General features: G+C 64.9%; 13 protein-coding genes. 4 read left to right on the top strand and 9 right to left on the bottom strand.

What is annotated here, in order from left to right; genetic code table 11:
* Positions 1-44: 44 nt before the first annotated feature.
* From pbpG to KHO22_RS15340, 5 genes are all read right to left on the bottom strand, one after another.
* On the bottom strand, positions 45-1,250 hold the full coding sequence (pbpG, locus tag KHO22_RS15360) for a D-alanyl-D-alanine endopeptidase (protein ID WP_211948013.1): 1,206 nt from the start codon (positions 1,248-1,250) through the stop codon (positions 45-47).
* A gap of 248 nt (positions 1,251-1,498) precedes the next feature.
* Complete coding sequence (locus tag KHO22_RS15355; protein WP_211948012.1) at positions 1,499-2,236, bottom strand: nitroreductase; 738 nt, start codon at positions 2,234-2,236, stop codon at positions 1,499-1,501.
* Between the two features lie 14 nt (positions 2,237-2,250).
* Positions 2,251-2,709 carry an acyl-CoA thioesterase gene (locus KHO22_RS15350; protein WP_211948011.1) on the bottom strand — a complete coding sequence of 153 codons (459 nt, stop codon included), beginning with the start codon at positions 2,707-2,709 and terminating at the stop codon, positions 2,251-2,253.
* Between the two features lie 42 nt (positions 2,710-2,751).
* Positions 2,752-3,663 (bottom strand): DMT family transporter, encoded by a 912-nt coding sequence (locus KHO22_RS15345; RefSeq protein ID WP_211948010.1) that lies wholly within the window; start codon positions 3,661-3,663, stop codon positions 2,752-2,754.
* The gene (locus tag KHO22_RS15340; protein WP_211948009.1) at positions 3,660-4,595 is read right to left on the bottom strand and encodes a histone deacetylase family protein; all 936 of its coding nucleotides are present in this window, start codon (positions 4,593-4,595) and stop codon (positions 3,660-3,662) included. Before KHO22_RS15340 ends, KHO22_RS15345 begins: the two co-directional genes overlap by 4 nt.
* Positions 4,596-4,964: 369 nt before the next feature.
* On the opposite strand from KHO22_RS15340, the gene phaP1 reads away from it, so the two are divergent.
* The 3 genes from phaP1 to KHO22_RS15325 all read left to right on the top strand — a co-directional run bounded on the left by phaP1 (position 4,965) and on the right by KHO22_RS15325 (position 8,246).
* The gene (phaP1, locus tag KHO22_RS15335; protein ID WP_211948008.1) at positions 4,965-5,543 is read left to right on the top strand and encodes a TIGR01841 family phasin PhaP1; all 579 of its coding nucleotides are present in this window, start codon (positions 4,965-4,967) and stop codon (positions 5,541-5,543) included.
* A gap of 436 nt (positions 5,544-5,979) precedes the next feature.
* A complete protein-coding gene (locus KHO22_RS15330) occupies positions 5,980-7,293 on the top strand; it encodes a dicarboxylate/amino acid:cation symporter (protein WP_211948007.1) in 1,314 nt (437 codons plus the stop codon).
* Between the two features lie 32 nt (positions 7,294-7,325).
* Positions 7,326-8,246: an amino acid ABC transporter substrate-binding protein gene (locus KHO22_RS15325; protein WP_211948006.1), complete on the top strand. Its 921-nt coding sequence runs from the start codon at positions 7,326-7,328 to the stop codon at positions 8,244-8,246.
* 135 nt (positions 8,247-8,381) lie between these two features.
* On the opposite strand, the gene lpdA is transcribed toward KHO22_RS15325, so the two are convergent.
* The 4 genes from lpdA to aceE form a co-directional block, all read right to left on the bottom strand.
* Complete coding sequence (gene lpdA / locus KHO22_RS15320) at positions 8,382-10,163, bottom strand: dihydrolipoyl dehydrogenase (protein ID WP_211948005.1); 1,782 nt, start codon at positions 10,161-10,163, stop codon at positions 8,382-8,384.
* 35 nt (positions 10,164-10,198) lie between these two features.
* Entirely contained in the window at positions 10,199-10,816 is a 618-nt protein-coding gene (locus tag KHO22_RS15315) for an Ntn hydrolase family protein (RefSeq protein WP_211948004.1), read from the bottom strand.
* A 62-nt stretch (positions 10,817-10,878) separates the two neighbouring features.
* On the bottom strand, positions 10,879-12,534 hold the full coding sequence (gene aceF / locus KHO22_RS15310) for a dihydrolipoyllysine-residue acetyltransferase (RefSeq protein ID WP_211948003.1): 1,656 nt from the start codon (positions 12,532-12,534) through the stop codon (positions 10,879-10,881).
* Positions 12,535-12,698: 164 nt separating this feature from the next.
* Positions 12,699-15,386, bottom strand: coding sequence for a pyruvate dehydrogenase (acetyl-transferring), homodimeric type (gene aceE / locus KHO22_RS15305; protein ID WP_211948002.1), 2,688 nt, complete (start codon positions 15,384-15,386; stop codon positions 12,699-12,701).
* Positions 15,387-15,800: 414 nt separating this feature from the next.
* Between aceE and KHO22_RS15300 the strand changes: the two genes are divergently transcribed.
* Positions 15,801-18,392 (top strand): PAS domain S-box protein, encoded by a 2,592-nt coding sequence (locus KHO22_RS15300; protein WP_211948001.1) that lies wholly within the window; start codon positions 15,801-15,803, stop codon positions 18,390-18,392.

Below are 18,392 nucleotides of genomic sequence, written 5' to 3'. Positions count from 1 at the left end.
AAAACGCGCCACGGTCGGCGCGTTTTTTGTGGGCAGAGTCGGGATCAGGTTCCCTGTACCTGCTGCGAAGCCAGAATCGCGCGTGCGCCGCCAGGCGTCTGCGTCATGTTCGGCGAGGACGGGAACGCGTGCGGTTGCGGTGCCGACGGCGACGCATGCTCCAGCCAGTCCCGGACGCGCGTGGCGTCAGCAAAGCGCGAGAGCTTGCCAACGGAATCCAGGAACACCATCACCACGTTGCGGCCGTTGACCTTGGCCTGCATGACCAGGCATTGGCCGGCTTCGGAAATGAAGCCGGTCTTCTGCAGGCCAATATCCCAGTTGCCACCGCGCACCAGGCGGTTGGTACTGACATAGTGCTGCGTACGGCCCATTACATTCACTTCAGTTTCGGTCTGCGTCGAGAATTCGCGGATGGTCGGGTTGCGGTAGGCCGCATTGACCATGCGAACCAGGTCCATGGCGCTCGACACATTGCTGCTCGAGAGGCCGTTCGAGTCCACAAAGTGGCTATCGTTCATGCCCAGTTCACGGGCCTTGTGGTTCATGGCCTGGACAAACGCGGGCAGACCACCGGGATAGCTGCGGCCCAGCGCCGAAGCAGCGCGGTTCTCGGACGACATCAGCGCCAACAGCAGCATTTCCTGGCGCGTGAGCTGGGTGCCGAAGCGCAGGCGCGAGCTGCTGTGCTTCTCGGTGTCCTTGTCCTCTTCCGTGATGGTCAGTACCTCGTCCATCGGCAAGCGCGCATCCGTCACCACCAGTGCCGTCATCAGCTTGGTGATCGAAGCGATGGGCAACACCGCGCTCGGATTCTTCTGGAACAGCACCTCATTGGTGTTCTGGTCCATCACGAGCGCAACGCTCGAACGCAGGGCCAGCGCATCTTCCGTATCGCGCAGCCCCATGGCCTCTCCGAGCGACGGCTTGGCTGGCGTGAACACCGCCCGCACGGGCGCGGCCCGATGCGACGCCACAACCTGGTGCCTGCCGTTCTTCAGGACAATCACCTTACGCGCAGACGTGGTCTCGGCCCTGGCCGTCGTGCGCTTGCTGCCCGCACTGGCCTTTTTCTCGGCTTTGGACGAGCTTGCCTGCTTTTTCGCGGGCTTTTGAGTGGAAGTCGACGTTGTGGCAGCCTCTGCCAACGGGGCCGCAAGCATCGACGCGGATGTCAGCACGGCAACGGCCACGGCGCGCAGAGGCGTCGAGCCGAAGAATCTGGAAAAAATGGAATCAGACCGGAACATGATTCGTTCAGCGCATCAGGATGGCGCTAGTTTAGGAAATTAAGAATTTGTTAGCAAGATTAAAGACTTACGGAAGCAAGTTAAAGTTCGATTTGCAAACATTTCCACATTGCGAAAATTGTTGACTATTCGTCACGTGCATCATCGAAGACCTCCAATAAGTCACTACGCTGCGGCGGTCTCACCGCCCCTACGGCAATCGTCCTTTGTATATCGGCGCGTATCGTTACACATTGATACATATCTCACTATGAGAGGAAACGCGCAAACCCACTAACCGGTTCACGTTCCGTGCTGAGGCGATTTTCTATCGCTTCCGGATCCGCATAGCCTAGGGACATCCCGCACACCACCATCTCCTCGCCGGGCAAGCGGAGGTGATCGCCAATGATCTTGTGGAACTGCGTGAACGCGGCCTGCGGGCAGGTGTCGAGTCCGCGCGCCCTGGCGGCAACCATGATGCTCTGCAGGAACATGCCGTAGTCGAGCCAGCTACCCAGCTCCATGATGCGGTCGATCGTGAAGATCATGCCGACCGGCGCATCGAAGAAGCGGAAGTTGCGAGCGTGCTGTTCGTGCATGCGCGCTTTGTCCTCGCGGCTGATCTCAAGCAGGCCGTAGAGATCCCAGCCCACCTTGCGGCGCCGATCCAGGTAGGGATTCACCCATGAGCGCGGGTAGTACGGGTACTCTTCCAGGTACTTGCTGTCGCGCTCGGGGTCTTCATAGGCGGTCAGCAGGTCGGCGCACAGCCGGGCCTTGGCGTCACCCGCCAGCACATAGACATGCCACGGTTGCGTGTTGGTGCCCGACGGCGCGCGGCTGGCGACGGCGAGTATCTCTTCTACCGTTTCGCGCGGCACCGGCGTGTCCAGGAACGCCCGGACCGAGCGGCGCGTGAGGATAGCGCGGTCGACGCAGTCGACCGCCTGCTGCGAAGCAGCCTCGGCGGCCACTTGCTTGCCAGCTAGCGTGTCCTGCGACATCTTGCCTTCCTCCATCACGCCACGCCCTGCGCTTGCGCGCCGGGCACCGTCAGGGGCTTCAGCGCGCGGCGCAGCGGCTCAGGCAGGGGCACCGGGCGACGCGTGACGCGATCGACATAGACGTGGACAAAATGCCCTTGTGCCGCCGCGATCTCGCTGTCCCCGCTGAACAGCCCCACCTCATAGCGCACGCTGCTCGTTCCCAGCCGCGCCACGCGCAAGCCCGCCGTGACCGTGTCCGGAAAGCTCAGCGACGAGAAGTAGTTGCACTGCGTCTCGATCACCAGCCCGATCGTGCTGCCCGCCTCAAAGTCGAGCACGCCTTGCCGGATCAGGTACGAATTCACGACGGTATCAAAATAACTGTAGTAGACAACGTTGTTCACGTGGCCATAGACATCGTTATCCATCCAACGCGTTGTGATGGCCTGGGAGTGCGGATAGGCACTGCGGTGCTCGGCTTGCGGTTTCATGGGGACGTTACGGAACAGGAATGAACGAAAAGCGCGAAACGCCTAGCGCCGGATGACCAGCGCGACACCCGCCGCGGCCAGGGCCATGCCGGACGCCGCCAGCGGCGGAAAGTGCTCGCCGAACAGCAGCCATGCCATCACGGCCGTGGTGGGCGGTGTCAGGTACATGAGGCTGGAGACGCGCGTGGCGGCGCCCTGGCGGATCAGCAGGAACAGCAGCGAGATGGCTCCGATCGACAGCGCGACCACAGACCAGGCGAGTGCACCGACCATCTCGGCAGTCCAGTCCACATGGCGTGTCTCGAACAGGAACATGAACGGCACGCAAGCCAGTGCCGATGCCGCGAACTGGATCACCGAGCCCATGCGCAGATCGAACACCGCGCAGAAGCGCTTCTGGTACAGCGTGCCGAAGGTGATGCTGAGCAACGCTCCACCCGCGAGCAGCACGCTGGCCGTGGACAGCCCGCTGGCGCCGAGCTTGTTCGCCACCACCAGCCCTACCCCCACGATGCCAAGCAGCAGCCCCAGCCACTGGCGCATGCTGATGCGCTCACCCAGGCGCGCGGAAATCAGCGCGGTCAGGATGGGTTGCATCCCGACGATCAGCGCCGACATGCCGGCTGGCATGCCCAGCTTGACGGCAGCCCAGACGCCGCCGAGATAACCCGCCTGCAGGAACAGCCCGGCTACCGCGATATGGGCGAACATGCGCCAGTCGGTACGCGCGTCCCGTTGCGGCAACGGCACGCGTGCCAGCCACACGAAGGGCACCATCAGCACCAGGACGCCGAGGAACCGCAGGAACAGGAACGTCATCGGCTCGGCGTGCGGCATGCCATACCTGGCCACGATAAAGCCGGTGCTCCAGATCAGTACGAACAGCCACGGCATGCTGGCCGACCAGAGGGCTCGCCGCGCGCTCGCGCCGGCATTATCCGCCATCGTGCTCATGACGCCAACCTCGTCGCCAGCGTGGCACCGTCCGCTGCGTAGCGCGCGTGATAGCGGGCAGCAAGGCCGACAGTCTGCGCATGCACCGCGACCGTGTCTTCGATCCGGTTGCCGTAGCCTCCGGCCATGGCCACTGCGACCGGGAGCCGGCGGGACAGCGCGGTCTCGAACACCAGAGCGTCGCGCCGGGCCAGGCCATTCATGGACAGCTTCAGCCGCCCGAGGCGATCGCCCTCATGCGGGTCTGCTCCGGCCAGGTAGATCAGCAGGTCCGGGGCAAAGCGCTCGAACAACTGATCCAGTGCGGCCTGCAGCGCTTCGGCATAGGCGTCGTCACCGCAGCCGTCCGGTAGCCCGACATCGAGGTCGCTTGCTTCCTTGCGAAAGGGATAATTCTTCTCTCCGTGCAGCGACAGCGTGAAGACGGTCGGATCCGACTGCAGGATGGAAGCCGTGCCGTTGCCCTGGTGTACGTCGAGATCGATCACCGCCACATGCCGCACCCGGCCGTCGCGCTGCAGTACGCGCGCGGCAATGGCGGCGTCATTGAAGACGCAGAAACCACCGCCTTTGTCGGCATATGCATGATGGGTGCCCCCCGCGAGGTTCACGGCAATGCCCTCGTCCAGTGCGGTGCGGCAGGCTTCGACGGTGGCGCCGGCGGAGCGGCGCGAGCGCTCGACCATCGCCGCCGACCAGGGGAACCCGATCTCGCGCTGGCGCGCCGCGTCGAGCGTGCCGGCGGATGCGTCGGCGACGTATGCCGCCGTATGGGCTAGGAGGAGCGCGTCGTCCCCCGCACGTGGCGCCTCGCGAAACTGCAGCCCCGGCACGCCGGCCACGGCTTCGCGCAGCATGCTGTATTTGCGCATCGGGAAGCGGTGGCCCGGTGGCAGCGGCAGCACGAAGTGGTCAGCGTAAAAGGCAAGCATGGCGTAGGGGGAGGGTCAGTTCTTGTTATTGGCGCTGTGATTGGCGCGACGCTTGCTTGGTCAAGCGTTGGCAGCCTGCGATGGTAGCATTGCTGGAAAACCCGCGGTACCGGGCCGGTTTCATGGCGCTCCCGGCACATTTCAAGGCAGTTCCCCGTTGCTTTTTGTGCGATGCACAAAAACTGCTTGACACCGGTCAGGCTTTCCCTAGAATGGCAATTGTTGCGGCGCACCAAAGCGAAAGCGCAAGCGCCCCGACCTTAATCCCAACGCCTGGTCTGGACGGCACGGAACGATGATCCGTCACGGTCCTGACATCCAGGCGGTTTAATTTTGCTTGACCTTGAAGTTCACCACTGGAGACCAGCAATGATCCTCACCCCGGAACAAGTCGCAGCTGCGCAAAAAGCCAACCTGGAAACCCTGTTTGGTCTGACCACCAAGGCTTTCGAAGGCGTCGAGAAGCTCGTCGAGCTGAACCTGCAGGTCGTCAAGACCACCTTCGCCGAAAACGTCGACAACGCCAAGAAGGCGCTGTCCGCCAAGGATGCCCAGGAACTGCTGGCCATCCAGGCTTCGCTGGTGCAGCCGGTCGCTGAAAAGACCCTGGCCTACACCCGTCACCTGTACGAAATCGCTTCGGAAACCCAGAGCGAGTTCACCAAGGTCGCCGAAGCCCAGCTGGCTGAAGGCTCGAAGAACGTGCAGGCTCTGGTCGAAAACCTCGCCAAGAACGCACCGGCCGGTTCGGAATCGACCGTGGCCATCGTGAAGTCCGCCATCTCGGCTGCCAACAACGCCTACGAGTCGGTCCAGAAGGCCACCAAGCAGGCTGTTGAGATCGCCGAAAGCAACTTCCAGGCTGCCGCTTCGGCCGCCAGCAAGGCTGCCCAGCAGGCCAGCGCCACGGCCCGCAGCGCCGCTGCCAAGAAGACCACCGCCGCCTGATAGCCAGCACGGCTGACAGGTAGTGCCAACGACCGGCTTCGCGCCGGTCCGTTGGCAAAGCGCACCGCTGGCCGGCGCGTTTTGCCAACGATGATTGCGGCAGCACACAACGCAGGCTTGCCGCATCGCGTGCCGGTGTCTCCTCGGTACCGCGGTCTCCTTGTCCAAAGTATCGTTACGCCCGACCCTGAAGGTCGGGCTTTTTTTCGTCTTTTTTCGGCCGCTTCCTTGCCGCGCCGATGCCTTCCAAATCGCGTCCGCAAGCGTTCTCCTTGCCCAATTCCGGAGCGGGCGACTATCGTTAGCTAGGTGCAGCCCCCGGCATTCTGGCGCGCCAGGGCCCCTCCCGGAAATCATGCAGTGCGGCACAAGTCCGCGCCTTGCCGGGCATGCGTTGCGCAGCGCCCGCGGAACGCGAAAGCATCAAGGAGTTGCCATGAAGACGCAGAGCCACATCACGACCTATATCGTCATCGCGATGATCCTTGGCGGCGTGGTCGGCTACGCCTGTCATACCGCCTTTCCCGATCCCAAGCTGGCGAAAGAGATCGCGGGCTACATCTCGATCATCACCGACGTCTTCCTGCGGCTGATCAAGATGATCATCGCTCCGCTGGTCTTCTCGACGCTGGTCATGGGCATTGCCCACATGGGCGACGCCAGCACCGTCGGCCGCGTGGGCATCAAGGCGATGGCGTGGTTCATCACGGCCTCGCTCGTGTCGCTGACGCTGGGCCTGATCATGGCCACCATGCTCCAGCCGGGCGTCAACATCGGCCTGCCGCTGCCCGACGTCGGTTCCGCGACCAACCTCAAGACCAATGCCTTTACGCTGAAGGATTTCGTCGCCCACCTGGTGCCCAAGTCCGTGGCCGAGGCCATGGCCAACAACGAAATCCTGCAGATCGTGGTCTTCTCGATCTTCTTCGGCACCGCGCTTGCCACGCTTGGAGAGCATGGCAAGCGCATGGCCGGCGTGATCGAGGACCTCGCGCAGGTCATGCTGAAGATCACCGGTGCGGTAATGTGGCTGGCGCCTGTCGCGGTGTTTGCCGCGATTGCATCGACCGTGACCACGCAAGGGCTTGGCATCCTGGTGACCTTTGCCAAGTTCATGGGCAGTTTTTACCTTGCCCTGTTTGTACTGTGGACGCTGCTGGCGCTGGCTGGCTTCGTGTTCCTGGGCAGGCGTATCATCACGCTGATCAAGCTGATCCGCGAGCCGTTCCTGCTGTCGTTCTCTACCGCAAGCTCCGAGGCCGCGTACCCGAAAATGCTCGACGCGCTCGACAAGTTCGGCGTCAACCGCAAGATCTCCAGCTTCGTGCTGCCGCTGGGCTACTCCTTCAACCTGGACGGGTCGATGATGTACTGCACGTTCGCCGTGCTGTTCATCGCCCAGGCCTATGACATCCACTTGCCGATGGGCACGCAGATCACCATGCTGTTGCTGCTGATGCTCACGTCCAAGGGCATGGCCGGCGTGCCGCGCGCATCGCTCGTGGTCATCGCGGCCACGCTCAACCAGTTCAATATCCCGGAAGCCGGCTTGCTGCTGATCATGGGGGTGGACCAGTTCCTGGACATGGGCCGTTCGGCCACCAATGCCGTGGGCAATTCGATCGCCTCCGCCGTGGTTGCCAAGTGGGAAGGCCAACTGGCCAGCGAATCGACGCTCGACACCGGCGACCAGGGTGGCGCGGACGGAGAACGCGAGCCGCTGCCCAAACCCGAGACCGCGCGTGCATGAGCGGTGGTTCGCAGGCCACAGAGGAGCGAAGCATGTCTTGCACTGGAGCCCGGTCTGGCGTCGCCGCGTGGTGGCGGGTGGTGGCGCTTTGCCTCACGCTGTCGGCCGGCCTTGCGCTGGCGCAGGAACCGATCGCCCTCTCCGGCACGCTGAAGAAGGCCAAGGAAACCGGCACGCTGACCATCGGCTACCGGGAATCTTCCCTGCCCTTCTCGTACCTGAACCAGGTTCGCCGGCCGATCGGCTATTCGATCGATATCTGCTCGGCCATCGTCCAGGCCGCTGGCACCGAGGTGGGCCGCGACCTGACCATCAACTGGGTGCCGGTGACTTCCGAAAACCGCATGGAAGTGATGACGTCCGGCAAGATCGACCTCGAATGCGGATCCACCACGCGCAATGCTGAGCGGCAGCAGCGCGTGTCGTTCTCACCGGTGATTTTCGTCGCCGGCACCAAGCTGCTGGTACCGCACGGCTCGCCAATTCGCACGTTTCAAGACCTCAAGGGCAAGACCGTGGTGGCGACTGCCGGTACGACCAACGCGGACGCCATCGAACGCCTGTCCGCGCGCTTCAATCTCGGCCTGACCCTGATCCGCGCCCGTGACCACGCCGATGCCTTCGAAGTGCTGCGCCACGGCGGCGCCGATGCGTACGCCGGCGACGATGTGCTGCTCTACGGCTTCCTGGCCAAGTACGGGCTGGGCAAGAAATATGACGTGACGCGCGACTTCCTGTCGTACGACCCCTACGGCATCATGCTGCGCAAGAACGACCCGCAATTTGCCGCGGTTGTCGACAAGGCGGTTCGCGACCTGATTACCTCGGGCGAGCTTGAGCGCCTGTACAAGCAGTGGTTCATCAACCGCCTGCCCACTGGCGAACGCCTTGGCATTCCCATGAGCGCCCAGCTCGAAGACATCATCGAATCCACGCCCCAGCAGCCGGAATGACCTTATCTGACTGGCCGGCCCCCGCCCTGCCAGCCAAATCCGCAGCTGGGTGAAATTCCTGTCGGTTAATTGCGTAATCAGCCAAAATGAAACCCGCCACTCGGGCGGGTTTCGACGCTTGCGGCTTGCCCGCTATCAGCGCTTGCGCGGCGGCGGTACGTCGGTGCAGGTGCCTTCGTAGATTTCCGCGGCCATGCCGATCGACTCGCCCAGCGTCGGGTGCGGGTGGATCGTCTTGCCGATATCCACGGCGTCCGCGCCCATCTCGATGGCCAGGCAGACTTCGCTGATCAGGTCGCCGGCGTGCGTGCCGACAATGCCGCCGCCGATGATGCGATGGGTTTCCTCATCGAAGATCAGCTTGGTGAAGCCCTCGTCGCGGCCATTGGCAATGGCACGGCCCGAGGCGGCCCACGGGAACACGCCCTTGCTGTACTTGATGCCCTGCTCCTTGCACTGCTCCTCGGTCAGGCCGGCCCAGGCCACTTCCGGATCGGTGAAGGCCACCGACGGGATCTGCTTGGCATCGAAGTAGGCCTTTTCACCGTGCGCGGCTTCCGCGGCCACGTGGGCCTCGTGCACCGCCTTGTGCGCCAGCATCGGCTGGCCAACCACGTCGCCGATCGCGAAGATATTCGGCACATTGGTGCGCATCTGCTGGTCGACGTTGATGAAGCCGCGGTCGGTCACGGCCACGCCGGCCTTCTCGGCGCCGATGCGCTTGCCGTTGGGCGAACGGCCCACCGACACCAGCACCAGGTCGTAGCGCTGCGGCTCGGCCGGGGCCTGCTCGCCTTCGAACTTCACGTAGATGCCGTCCGGCCTGGCTTCCACCCCGACGGTCTTGGTGTTCAGCATGACCTTGCCGAAACGGTCCTTGTTCTTCTTCTCCCAGACCTTGACCAGGTCGCGGTCGGCACCGCTCATCAGGCCAGGCAGCATTTCGACGACGTCGATATCCGCGCCCAGCGTGCTGTACACCGTGGCCATTTCCAGGCCGATGATGCCGCCGCCGATGACCAGCATCTTGTTGGGCACCTCGGGCAGTTCCAGCGCGCCGGTCGAATCGACAATGCGCGGGTCTTCCGGGATGAACGGCAGCTTCACCGCCTGGCTGCCGGCGGCGATGATGGCCTTCTCGAAGCGGATCACGGTCTTCTTGCCCGTGGCCTGCTTGCCCTCGCCTTCGGTCGCGTCCACTTCCAGGTGGTGCGGATCGAGGAAGGTGCCGATGCCGCGCACCACCTGCACCTTGCGCGCCTTGGCCATGCCGGCCAGGCCGCCGGTCAGCTTGCCGACCACCTGGTTCTTGTAGTGGCGCAGGCCGTCCAGGTCGATCTTGGCTTCGCCGAACAGGATGCCGTGCGCGGCCAGCGCCTTGGCTTCGTCGATCACCGCCGCGTTGTGCAGCAGTGCCTTGGACGGGATGCAGCCGACGTTCAGGCAGACGCCGCCGAGCGTGGCGTAGCGTTCCACCAGTACGGTATTCATGCCCAGGTCAGCAGCGCGGAAGGCAGCCGAGTAGCCACCGGGGCCGGCGCCCAGCACCAGCACGTCGCACTGGATGTCCGCGCCACCAGCGTGGCTGGCGGCAACCGGTGCCGGAGCCGGGGCGGCCGACGGCGCCGGTGCCGCAGCGGCGGGCGCGGGGGCCGGAGCCGGTGCGGCCGCGGCGGCAGCTTGCGCTTCCACCGTGCAGATCACCGCGCCCTGGCCGATCTTGTCGCCCACCTTCACGCGCACGTCGACGACCTTGCCGGCAGCCGATGACGGCACTTCCATGCTGGCCTTGTCCGACTCGAGCACGATCAGCGACTGTTCCTGCTCGACCGTGTCGCCCGGCTTGACCAGGACCTCGATCACTTCCACCGCGTCGAAATCGCCGATATCCGGCACCTTGACTTCGATCACACTCATGTTTGCTCCTCATTGCGCGCCGGGCCTGCGTGGCCTCAGGGCGCGCCGTCGTTGTTGGTTGCCGCTGCGCCGGTGGCGCCGGCCTCGTGCAGCCCTACGGTATGGATTTCAATCGGGCCCGCCGAACTCTTGTCGAACTCGATGCCGGCATCGACACCGATGCGTGCAATGGCGGCGGCGTCCAGTTCGGGCTTGTCGTAGACCGCATGCATGGCCCCCAGCGCATAGTTGCGGCCCGAGCCGATGCCCCAGAAACGGTCGAACGAAAACACCTCGCGGTACGAGTAGACGCCGAAGATCCCGGCCGGGTTGGCGATCAGGCAGACGATCTGCGACGACTCGTACGGATCATCCTCATCTTCCTTGGTGTTGATGAAGTACTCCGACTTGAGCTTCTCATGCACCTTCAGGAAGGTCCGGAACACATCGTCGCGCGACCCGAGCCGGCATTCCTCGCCCATTCCCGCCAGCAAGGCGCGCATGACCGGGAAGTGCGCCGTGGTGCCGGCCAGCGCGATAAAGCTGTCGCCGATCGGAAACACCTTCTGGTTGCGCTCGTAGGCGCGCGACAGGCGCGTGTCACCGAACGTGACCAGCGCATCGGCCGCAATCGCCACCTCGGCACCCTTCCTGACGACGACACAGGTAGTCATGGCTCGCCTCGCTCGGCTGCAAGCGCCAGGGCCATGCCCGTCATGGACATGGCCGCGGCCCCTTAGAGAAGGATGCGGCGGAAGTCCGCCAGCAGTTGCCCGAAGTACGTATTGAAGCGGGCCGCCTCGGCGCCGTCGATCACGCGGTGGTCCCACGACAGCGACAGCGGCAGCGTCAGGCGCGGCGCGAACTGCTTGCCGTCCCACACCGGCTTCTGGTACGACTTGCACACGCCCATGATGGCCACTTCCGGCGCGTTGATGATCGGCGTGAAGTACGTGCCGCCAATGCCGCCCAGCGACGAGATCGAGAAGCAGCCGCCCTGCATCTGGTCGGGCTTGAGCTTGCCGTCGCGCGCCAGCTTGGCCAGTTCGCCCATTTCCTGGCTGATCTCGAGCACGCCCTTCTTGTCGGCGTCCTTGATGACCGGCACGACCAGGCCGTTCGGCGTATCGGCCGCGAAACCGATGTTGAAATACTTCTTCAGCACCAGGTTGTCGCCGTCGAGCGAGGCATTGAAGTTCGGGAACTTCTTCAGCGCCGCCACGGTGGCCTTGATCATGAACGCCAGCATCGTCACCTTGACGCCGGACTTCTCGTTTTCCTTGTTCAGCTGCAGGCGGAAGGCCTCCAGGTCGGTGATGTCCGCTTCGTCATGGTTGGTGACGTGCGGGATCATGACCCAGTTGCGGTGCAGGTTGGCGCCCGAGATCTTCTTGATGCGCGACAGGGCCTTGCTTTCGACCTCGCCGAAGCGCGTGAAATCGACCTTCGGCCACGGCAGCAGGCCGAGTTCGCCGCCACCACCGCCAGCCGCGGCCTGCGCGGGCGCAGCGGCCTGGCCGGTCATCACGCCCTTGACGTAGCGCTGCACGTCTTCCTGGGTGATGCGGCTCTTCGGGCCAGTTCCCGGCACGCGGGAAACATCCACGCCCAGTTCGCGCGCGAACTTGCGCACCGACGGCGATGCGTGCGCGGCCTTGCCGGTCACGCCGGCCGGGGCTGCGGCGGGCGCTGCCGGAGCCGGCGCAGCGGCCACGGGCGCCGGGGCCTGGGCAGGCGCTGCAGCGGGAGCCGGGGCGGGTGCGGCGGCGGCGGGAGCCGGCGCGGCTGCGCCAGCGGCGCCTTCCAGCAGGATCAGCAGCGTGCCCTCGGACACGTTGTCGCCCACCTTGACCTTGACTTCCTTGACCACGCCGCCTTGCGGGGACGGCACGTCCATGGTGGCCTTGTCCGATTCCAGCGTGACGACGGCGTCTTCGGCGTTGATCGTGTCGCCCGGCTTGACGTGGACTTCGATCACGGGGACCGCGTCGTAGTCGCCGATATCGGGAACCTTGACTTCAATGGTGCCGCCCAGGGCGGGCGCGGCAGCAGGCGCCGGGGCGGCGGCCGGTGCCGGGGCGGGCGCTGCGGCCTGGGCCGGAGCGGGAGCCGGCGCAGCAGCTGCGGGAGCCGGGGCCGGCGCGGCAGCGCCGGCGGCTTCCAGCATCACCAGCACGGAGCCTTCGGATACGTTGTCGCCCACCTTGATGCGGACTTCCTTGACCACGCCGGCTTGCGGCGAGGGCACGTCCATGGTGGCCTTGTCCGATTCCAGCGTGACCAGCGCGTCTTCCGCGTTGATGCTGTCGCCGGGTTTCACATGCACTTCAATGACGGGAACGGCGTCATAGTCGCCGATGTCCGGCACCTTGATTTCAATCGCTTGACTCATTCAGTGTCTCCTGGGCAGGCCGGCACGCGCGACATCCGCAAGCGGCGAGATTACGCTCGCCGCCCGCATCTGTCACGCCGCTGTGCCGCAAGGCGCCACCGGAAGTTCCGGGGCGCCCGCGGCACGGCGTTGCCGTACTGCGGGGGGTTGGTGCAGGAAGCCGGTCAGACCGACATCGGATTCGGCTTGTTCGGGTCGAGGTTGTACTTCTTGATCGCTTCAGCCACCTTGTCGCGGCTGATGGCGCCCTCGTCGGCCAGCGCCTTCAGCGCGGCCAGCGTGACCCAGTGGCGATCCACCTCGAAGAAGTGGCGCAGCTTTTCGCGGGTGTCCGAGCGGCCGAAGCCGTCGGTGCCCAGCACCACGTAGCGGCGCGGCACGAACGGACGGATCTGTTCGGCGAACGCACGCACATAGTCGGTCGAGGCAATGACCGGGCCGCGGGCCGACTTCAGTTGCTGCGCGACGAACGACTCGCGCTGGGTCCCGGCCGGGTTCAGCAGGTTGTGGCGCTCGGCGGCGTGGCCTTCGCGGGCCAGCTCGGTAAAGCTCGGGCAGCTCCACAGATCGGATTCGACGCCCCAGTCCTTCTTCAGCAGGTCGGCGGCGGCGATCACCTCGCGGAAGATCGTGCCCGAGCCCAGCAGCTGCACGCGCGGCGCGTTGCTGTTCTCGACGCCCTTGCGGAACTGGTACATGCCCTTGACGATGTCCTGCTCTACGCCAGCCGGCATTTCCGGATGCTCGTAGTTCTCGTTCATCACCGTCAGATAGTAGTAGACGTCTTCCTGCTCGGCGTACATGCGGCGCAGGCCGTCGTGCATGATGACCGCCAGCTCGTACTGGAAGGTGGGGTCGTACGAGATGCAGTTCGGGATCACGGCGTGGAATACGTGCGAGTGGCCGTCCTCGTGCTGCAGGCCTTCGCCGTTCAGCGTGGTGCGGCCGGCGGTGCCGCCCAGCAGGAAGCCGCGCGAACGCATGTCGGCAGCGGCCCAGCACAGGTCGCCGATACGCTGGATGCCGAACATCGAGTAGTAGATGTAGAACGGGATCATCTGCACGCCGTGCGTCGAGTACGACGTGGCGGCCGCGATCCAGTCGCACATGGCACCGGCTTCGTTGATGCCTTCCTGCAGGACCTGGCCAGTCTGCGATTCCTTGTAAAACATCAGCTGGTCATGGTCTTCCGGCACGTACTTCTGGCCTTGCTGGTTCCAGATGCCGATCTGGCGGAACAGGCCTTCCATGCCGAAGGTGCGCGACTCGTCCGGCACGATGGGCACCACGTGCTTGCCGATCTGCTTGTCCTTGAGCAGCGTGTTCAGGATCCGCACGAAGGCCATGGTGGTGGATACTTCGCGGCCTTCGCCGGTGGCCTTGAGCAGCGCATCGAACGCGGACAGCTGCGGCACCTGCAGGGCTTCGGCCTTCTGGCGGCGTGCCGGCAGGTAGCCACCCAGGTTCATGCGCGCCTGGCGCATGTATTCCAGTTCCTTCGAACCTTCCTCGAAGGTGATGTACGGCACCTCGTCGAGCTTGTCGTCCGGCACCGGGATGCTGAACTGGTCGCGGAACTTGCGGATCGCGTCCACCGGCATCTTCTTCTGCTGGTGGGCCACGTTCATGGCCTGGCCGGCGTCGCCCATGCCATAGCCCTTGATGGTCTTGGCCAGGATCAGCGTCGGCTGGCCCGTGTGCTCGCTGGCGGCCTTGTAGGCGGCGTAGATCTTGTGCGGATCGTGGCCGCCGCGGTTCAGGCGCCAGATGTCGTCGTCGGACCAGTCGGCGACCATCGCCTTCAGTTCAGGCGTGTTGAAGAAGTGCTCGCGGACGTAGGCGCCGTCCTTGGCCTTCATGGTCTGGTACTCGCCGTCCACGCAATCCATCATGCGCTTCATCAGCAGGCCCTTGGTGTCGCGCGCCAGCAGGGAATCCCACTTGCTGCCCCACACCACCTTGATCACGTTCCAGCCGGCACCACGGAACTCGGATTCCAGTTCCTGGATGATCTTGCCGTTGCCGCGCACCGGGCCGTCCAGGCGCTGCAGGTTGCAGTTGATGACAAAGACCAGGTTGTCCAGCTTCTCGCGGCCGGCCATGCCGATCGCGCCCAGCGATTCCGGCTCGTCGGTCTCGCCGTCGCCCAGGAAGGCCCAGACCTTGCGGTCGCCGGCCTTGGCCAGGCCGCGGCTGTCCAGGTACTTCATGAAGCGGGCCTGGTAGATGGCCATGATCGGGCCCAGGCCCATCGACACCGTCGGGAATTGCCAGAAGTCCGGCATCAGCCACGGGTGCGGGTAGGACGAGATGCCCTTGCCGTCCACTTCCTGGCGGAAGTTGTCGAGCTGGTCAGGCGTCAGGCGGCCAAGCAGGAACGCGCGCGAGTACACGCCCGGCGCCGAATGGCCCTGCACGAAGACCAGGTCGCCGCCGCTCTGCTCCGACGGGGCACGCCAGAAATGGTTGTAGCCGACGTCATACAGCGTCGCGGCCGAGGCGAACGACGAGATGTGGCCGCCGACGTTGGTGTGCTTGTTGGCGCGCAGCACCATCGCCATGGCGTTCCAGCGCGTGTACGAGCGAATGCGGTGCTCGATGTCCTGGTCGCCAGGGATGCGGGCCTGCTGCTCGACCGGAATCGTGTTGATGTACTGGGTTTCGGCGTGGAACGGCTGGGTAACGCCGTTCACGCGCGCGTACTCGATCTGCTTGTCGATCAGGAAGGCGGCACGCGCCGGGCCTTCGGCGCCCAGAACGCCCTGCAGGGCGTCCAGCCACTCATGGGTTTCCTGGGGATCGGCGTCGTTGGCGCTGGAAGCGCCGAGAATCTGCTCGGGTACGGCGGACATGACTGTCTCCTGGTGAATTCCTGCTCCGGGGCCCTGGCTTTTGGCATTTGGGCCCCGGGGTGACGGGGTATGACTTGCGGATGCGTCGCCGCAGCGCCTTGCATCGGAGCCGCCGCCGGGAGTCCTGTTCCGAACCCTCCGCGCGGCAGGCGCATGGTTACCGCCCGCGTTTTTGGTCGAACCGATTCTATGGAAGCAGAATGGCCAGCACAAGTGAAATTTTCAAATTGCGGTATCGTTTTTTACGATGTGAAATATTGTCGCGGCGCACCAAACTTCACACGGGCTGTGGCCGCCCGCCCGGGACAAGCGCGGTCGCGTCGCCAGTCTTTTCCTTGATTTCATTGGCGCTTTCCCCAAGCGACGCACCGCAATAATCCCGCTACACTGGCCGGTCAGCCGTCAATCCCTGTCATGTCGTTTTTCGATCGTTTCCTGTCCAGCCTGCGCGCAGCCATCCTCCCCCCCACCGCCTCCGACACGGGCAGGGCAGCCGGAGGCGATGGCGCGCATGCCGCGCCGCCGGCCAGCACGCTGGGCGCCATCGACACGATGGCACAGGTCGATGACGGCGGCACCGTGGGCGTTCCGCCGCGCGGCCTCTGGTGGCTGCGCTGGCGCAACCTGGTCGCCACGAGCTGGTTCATGTTCATCCCGCTGGTGGCCATCGTGCTGTTCAGCGCGGCGATGGGCGTCATCCTCTGGTCACTGCACGAGACCGAGCGCCAGCAGCAGCGCGACGCCCTGTACCGCGACGCCGCCTGGGCGCAACAGCGCGTGCGGCTGTCCCTGCTGAGCAACCAGGACCAGCTCGCCTCGCTGGCGCGCGACATTGCCGCCGCGCAGCTCGAACAGGGCGCATACCGGACCGCGGCGCAGGAAATCCTGCGCGAGAACCCCGAGATCGTCTTCATCAACTGGCTCGACGCCACGCGCCGTGGCCGCTGGTCCCTGCCATCGACTTCCGAGTTCGCGGCCAGGCTGCGCGAGAACCAGGACCAGCCGCTCGAACCCGAGGTGCTCGACACCTTCGACGCCGCGCGCGAGACCCAGCGCGTGGTCTACTCGCGCCCGCTCACCAACGACCGCGGCGACAGCTTCATGCTGATGGAAGTGCCGATCGTGCGGGACAACGAGTTCCTCGGCACGATCGGCGCGCTCTATTCCATCAACGGCATCCTCACGCACCTGCTGCCGCCGGAACTGACCGAGCGCTACCGGTTCTCGCTGATCGACAGGAACAACCAGACGCGCGCCAGCACTTCGCTGCGTCCGGTGCCTGGCAATGCGCTCTCTTATGAGGTGCTGCTCGACCCGCCCGGCCACTCGCTGTCGCTGCGCGCCGACGCCTACCCGCCGCCGTCCAACCTGCCCAACAACATGCTGCTGTGGCTGGTGGTCGGACTGTCCTGCTTCCTGCTGTGGAGCCTCTGGAGCATGTGGCGGCACACCAGCCGCCGCTCCGAAGCGCAGCGCGCGCTGCTGGCCGAGACCTCGTTCCGGCGCGCCATGGAAAACTCCATGCTGATCGGCCTGCGCGCGCTGGACCTGAACGGCCGCATCACCTACGTCAACCCGGCGTTCTGCCGCATGACCGGCTGGCAGGAGAACGACCTGGTCGGCCGCCTGCCGCCCTTCCCCTACTGGCCACCGAACGACCAGGCGGAGATGCAGAAGCAGATCGACCTGACGCTGCAGGGCAAGTCCCCGGTTGGCGGCTATGAAATGCGCGTGATGCGCCGCGACGGCAGCAGCTTCTTCTCGCGCATGTACGTGTCGCCGCTGGTGGACAGCCGCGGCCGCCACACGGGCTGGATGAGCTCGATGACGGACATCACCGAGCCCAAGCGCGCCCGCGAGGAACTGGCCGCCGCGCATGACCGCTTCACCACGGTGCTGGAGAGCCTGGATGCCGCGGTGTCCGTGCTGGCCACCGACAAGGCCGAACTGCTGTTCGCCAACCGCTACTACCGCCAGCTGTTCGGCTGGGAAGCCGATGGCCACCTGAAGCTGGCCGGCGATGAGGTCGACAAGGACCAGGTCTCGAGCGACAACACCGACTACGTCGACGCGTACGCCGGCCTGCCCGCGTCCGAGCTGATGCCTTACACCTCGGACGCGCGCGAAGTATTCGTGCCCGACATGCAGAAGTGGTTCGAGGTGCGTCGCCGCTATATCCAGTGGGTGGACGGCCACCTGGCGCAGATGCAGATCGCCACCGACATCACGATGCGCAAGGCGGCCGAGGAAATGACCCGCCAGCATGAAGAGCGCCTGCAGTTCACCAGCCGCCTGACCACCATGGGCGAGATGGCGTCTTCGCTTGCGCATGAACTCAACCAGCCGCTGGCCGCCATCAACAACTACTGCATGGGCGCGGTGGCGCGGCTGCATTCGGGCCGCAGCACGCCCGAGGACCTGATCCCGGTCCTGGAAAAGACCTCGGCGCAGGCCGTGCGGGCCGGCACCATCATCAGCCGTATCCGCGGCTTCGTTAAGCGCAGCCAGCCGCAGCGCCGCGAGGCCTCGCTGCACGACATCGCCGCCGACGCCGTGGGCCTGGCCGACCTGGAGGCCACGCGCCGGCGCGTGACCATCCTGACGCGCCTGCCGGCGCCGCCCATGCTGATCTACGTGGACCCCGTGCTGATCGAACAGGTGCTGGTGAACCTGCTCAAGAACGCCGTGGAAGCCATGTCCGGCATGCCAGCCCCGCGCGCCGGGGGCGTGGTGCGCCTGCATGCGCGCGTGGAACCGGGCGAGTTCGGCAACAACGTGCATATCGACGTGATCGACCAGGGCCCCGGCGTCGACGAAGCCACCAAGGAGCGACTGTTCGAACCGTTTTTCAGCACCAAGTCCGACGGCATGGGCATGGGGCTGAACATCTGCCGCTCGATCATCGAATCCCACCAGGGCAGGTTGTGGGTCGAGAACAATGTCGACGGCATCGGCTGTACGTTTAAAATCATGCTGCCGCTGCAGCCCGCCATGGCCGACCAGTAA

The organism is Cupriavidus yeoncheonensis, from assembly GCF_905397275.1.
GTDB lineage: Bacteria > Pseudomonadota > Gammaproteobacteria > Burkholderiales > Burkholderiaceae > Cupriavidus > Cupriavidus yeoncheonensis.
Note: the sequence above shows the minus strand (reverse complement) of the source record. Positions and strands in the feature narration are given on the sequence as shown.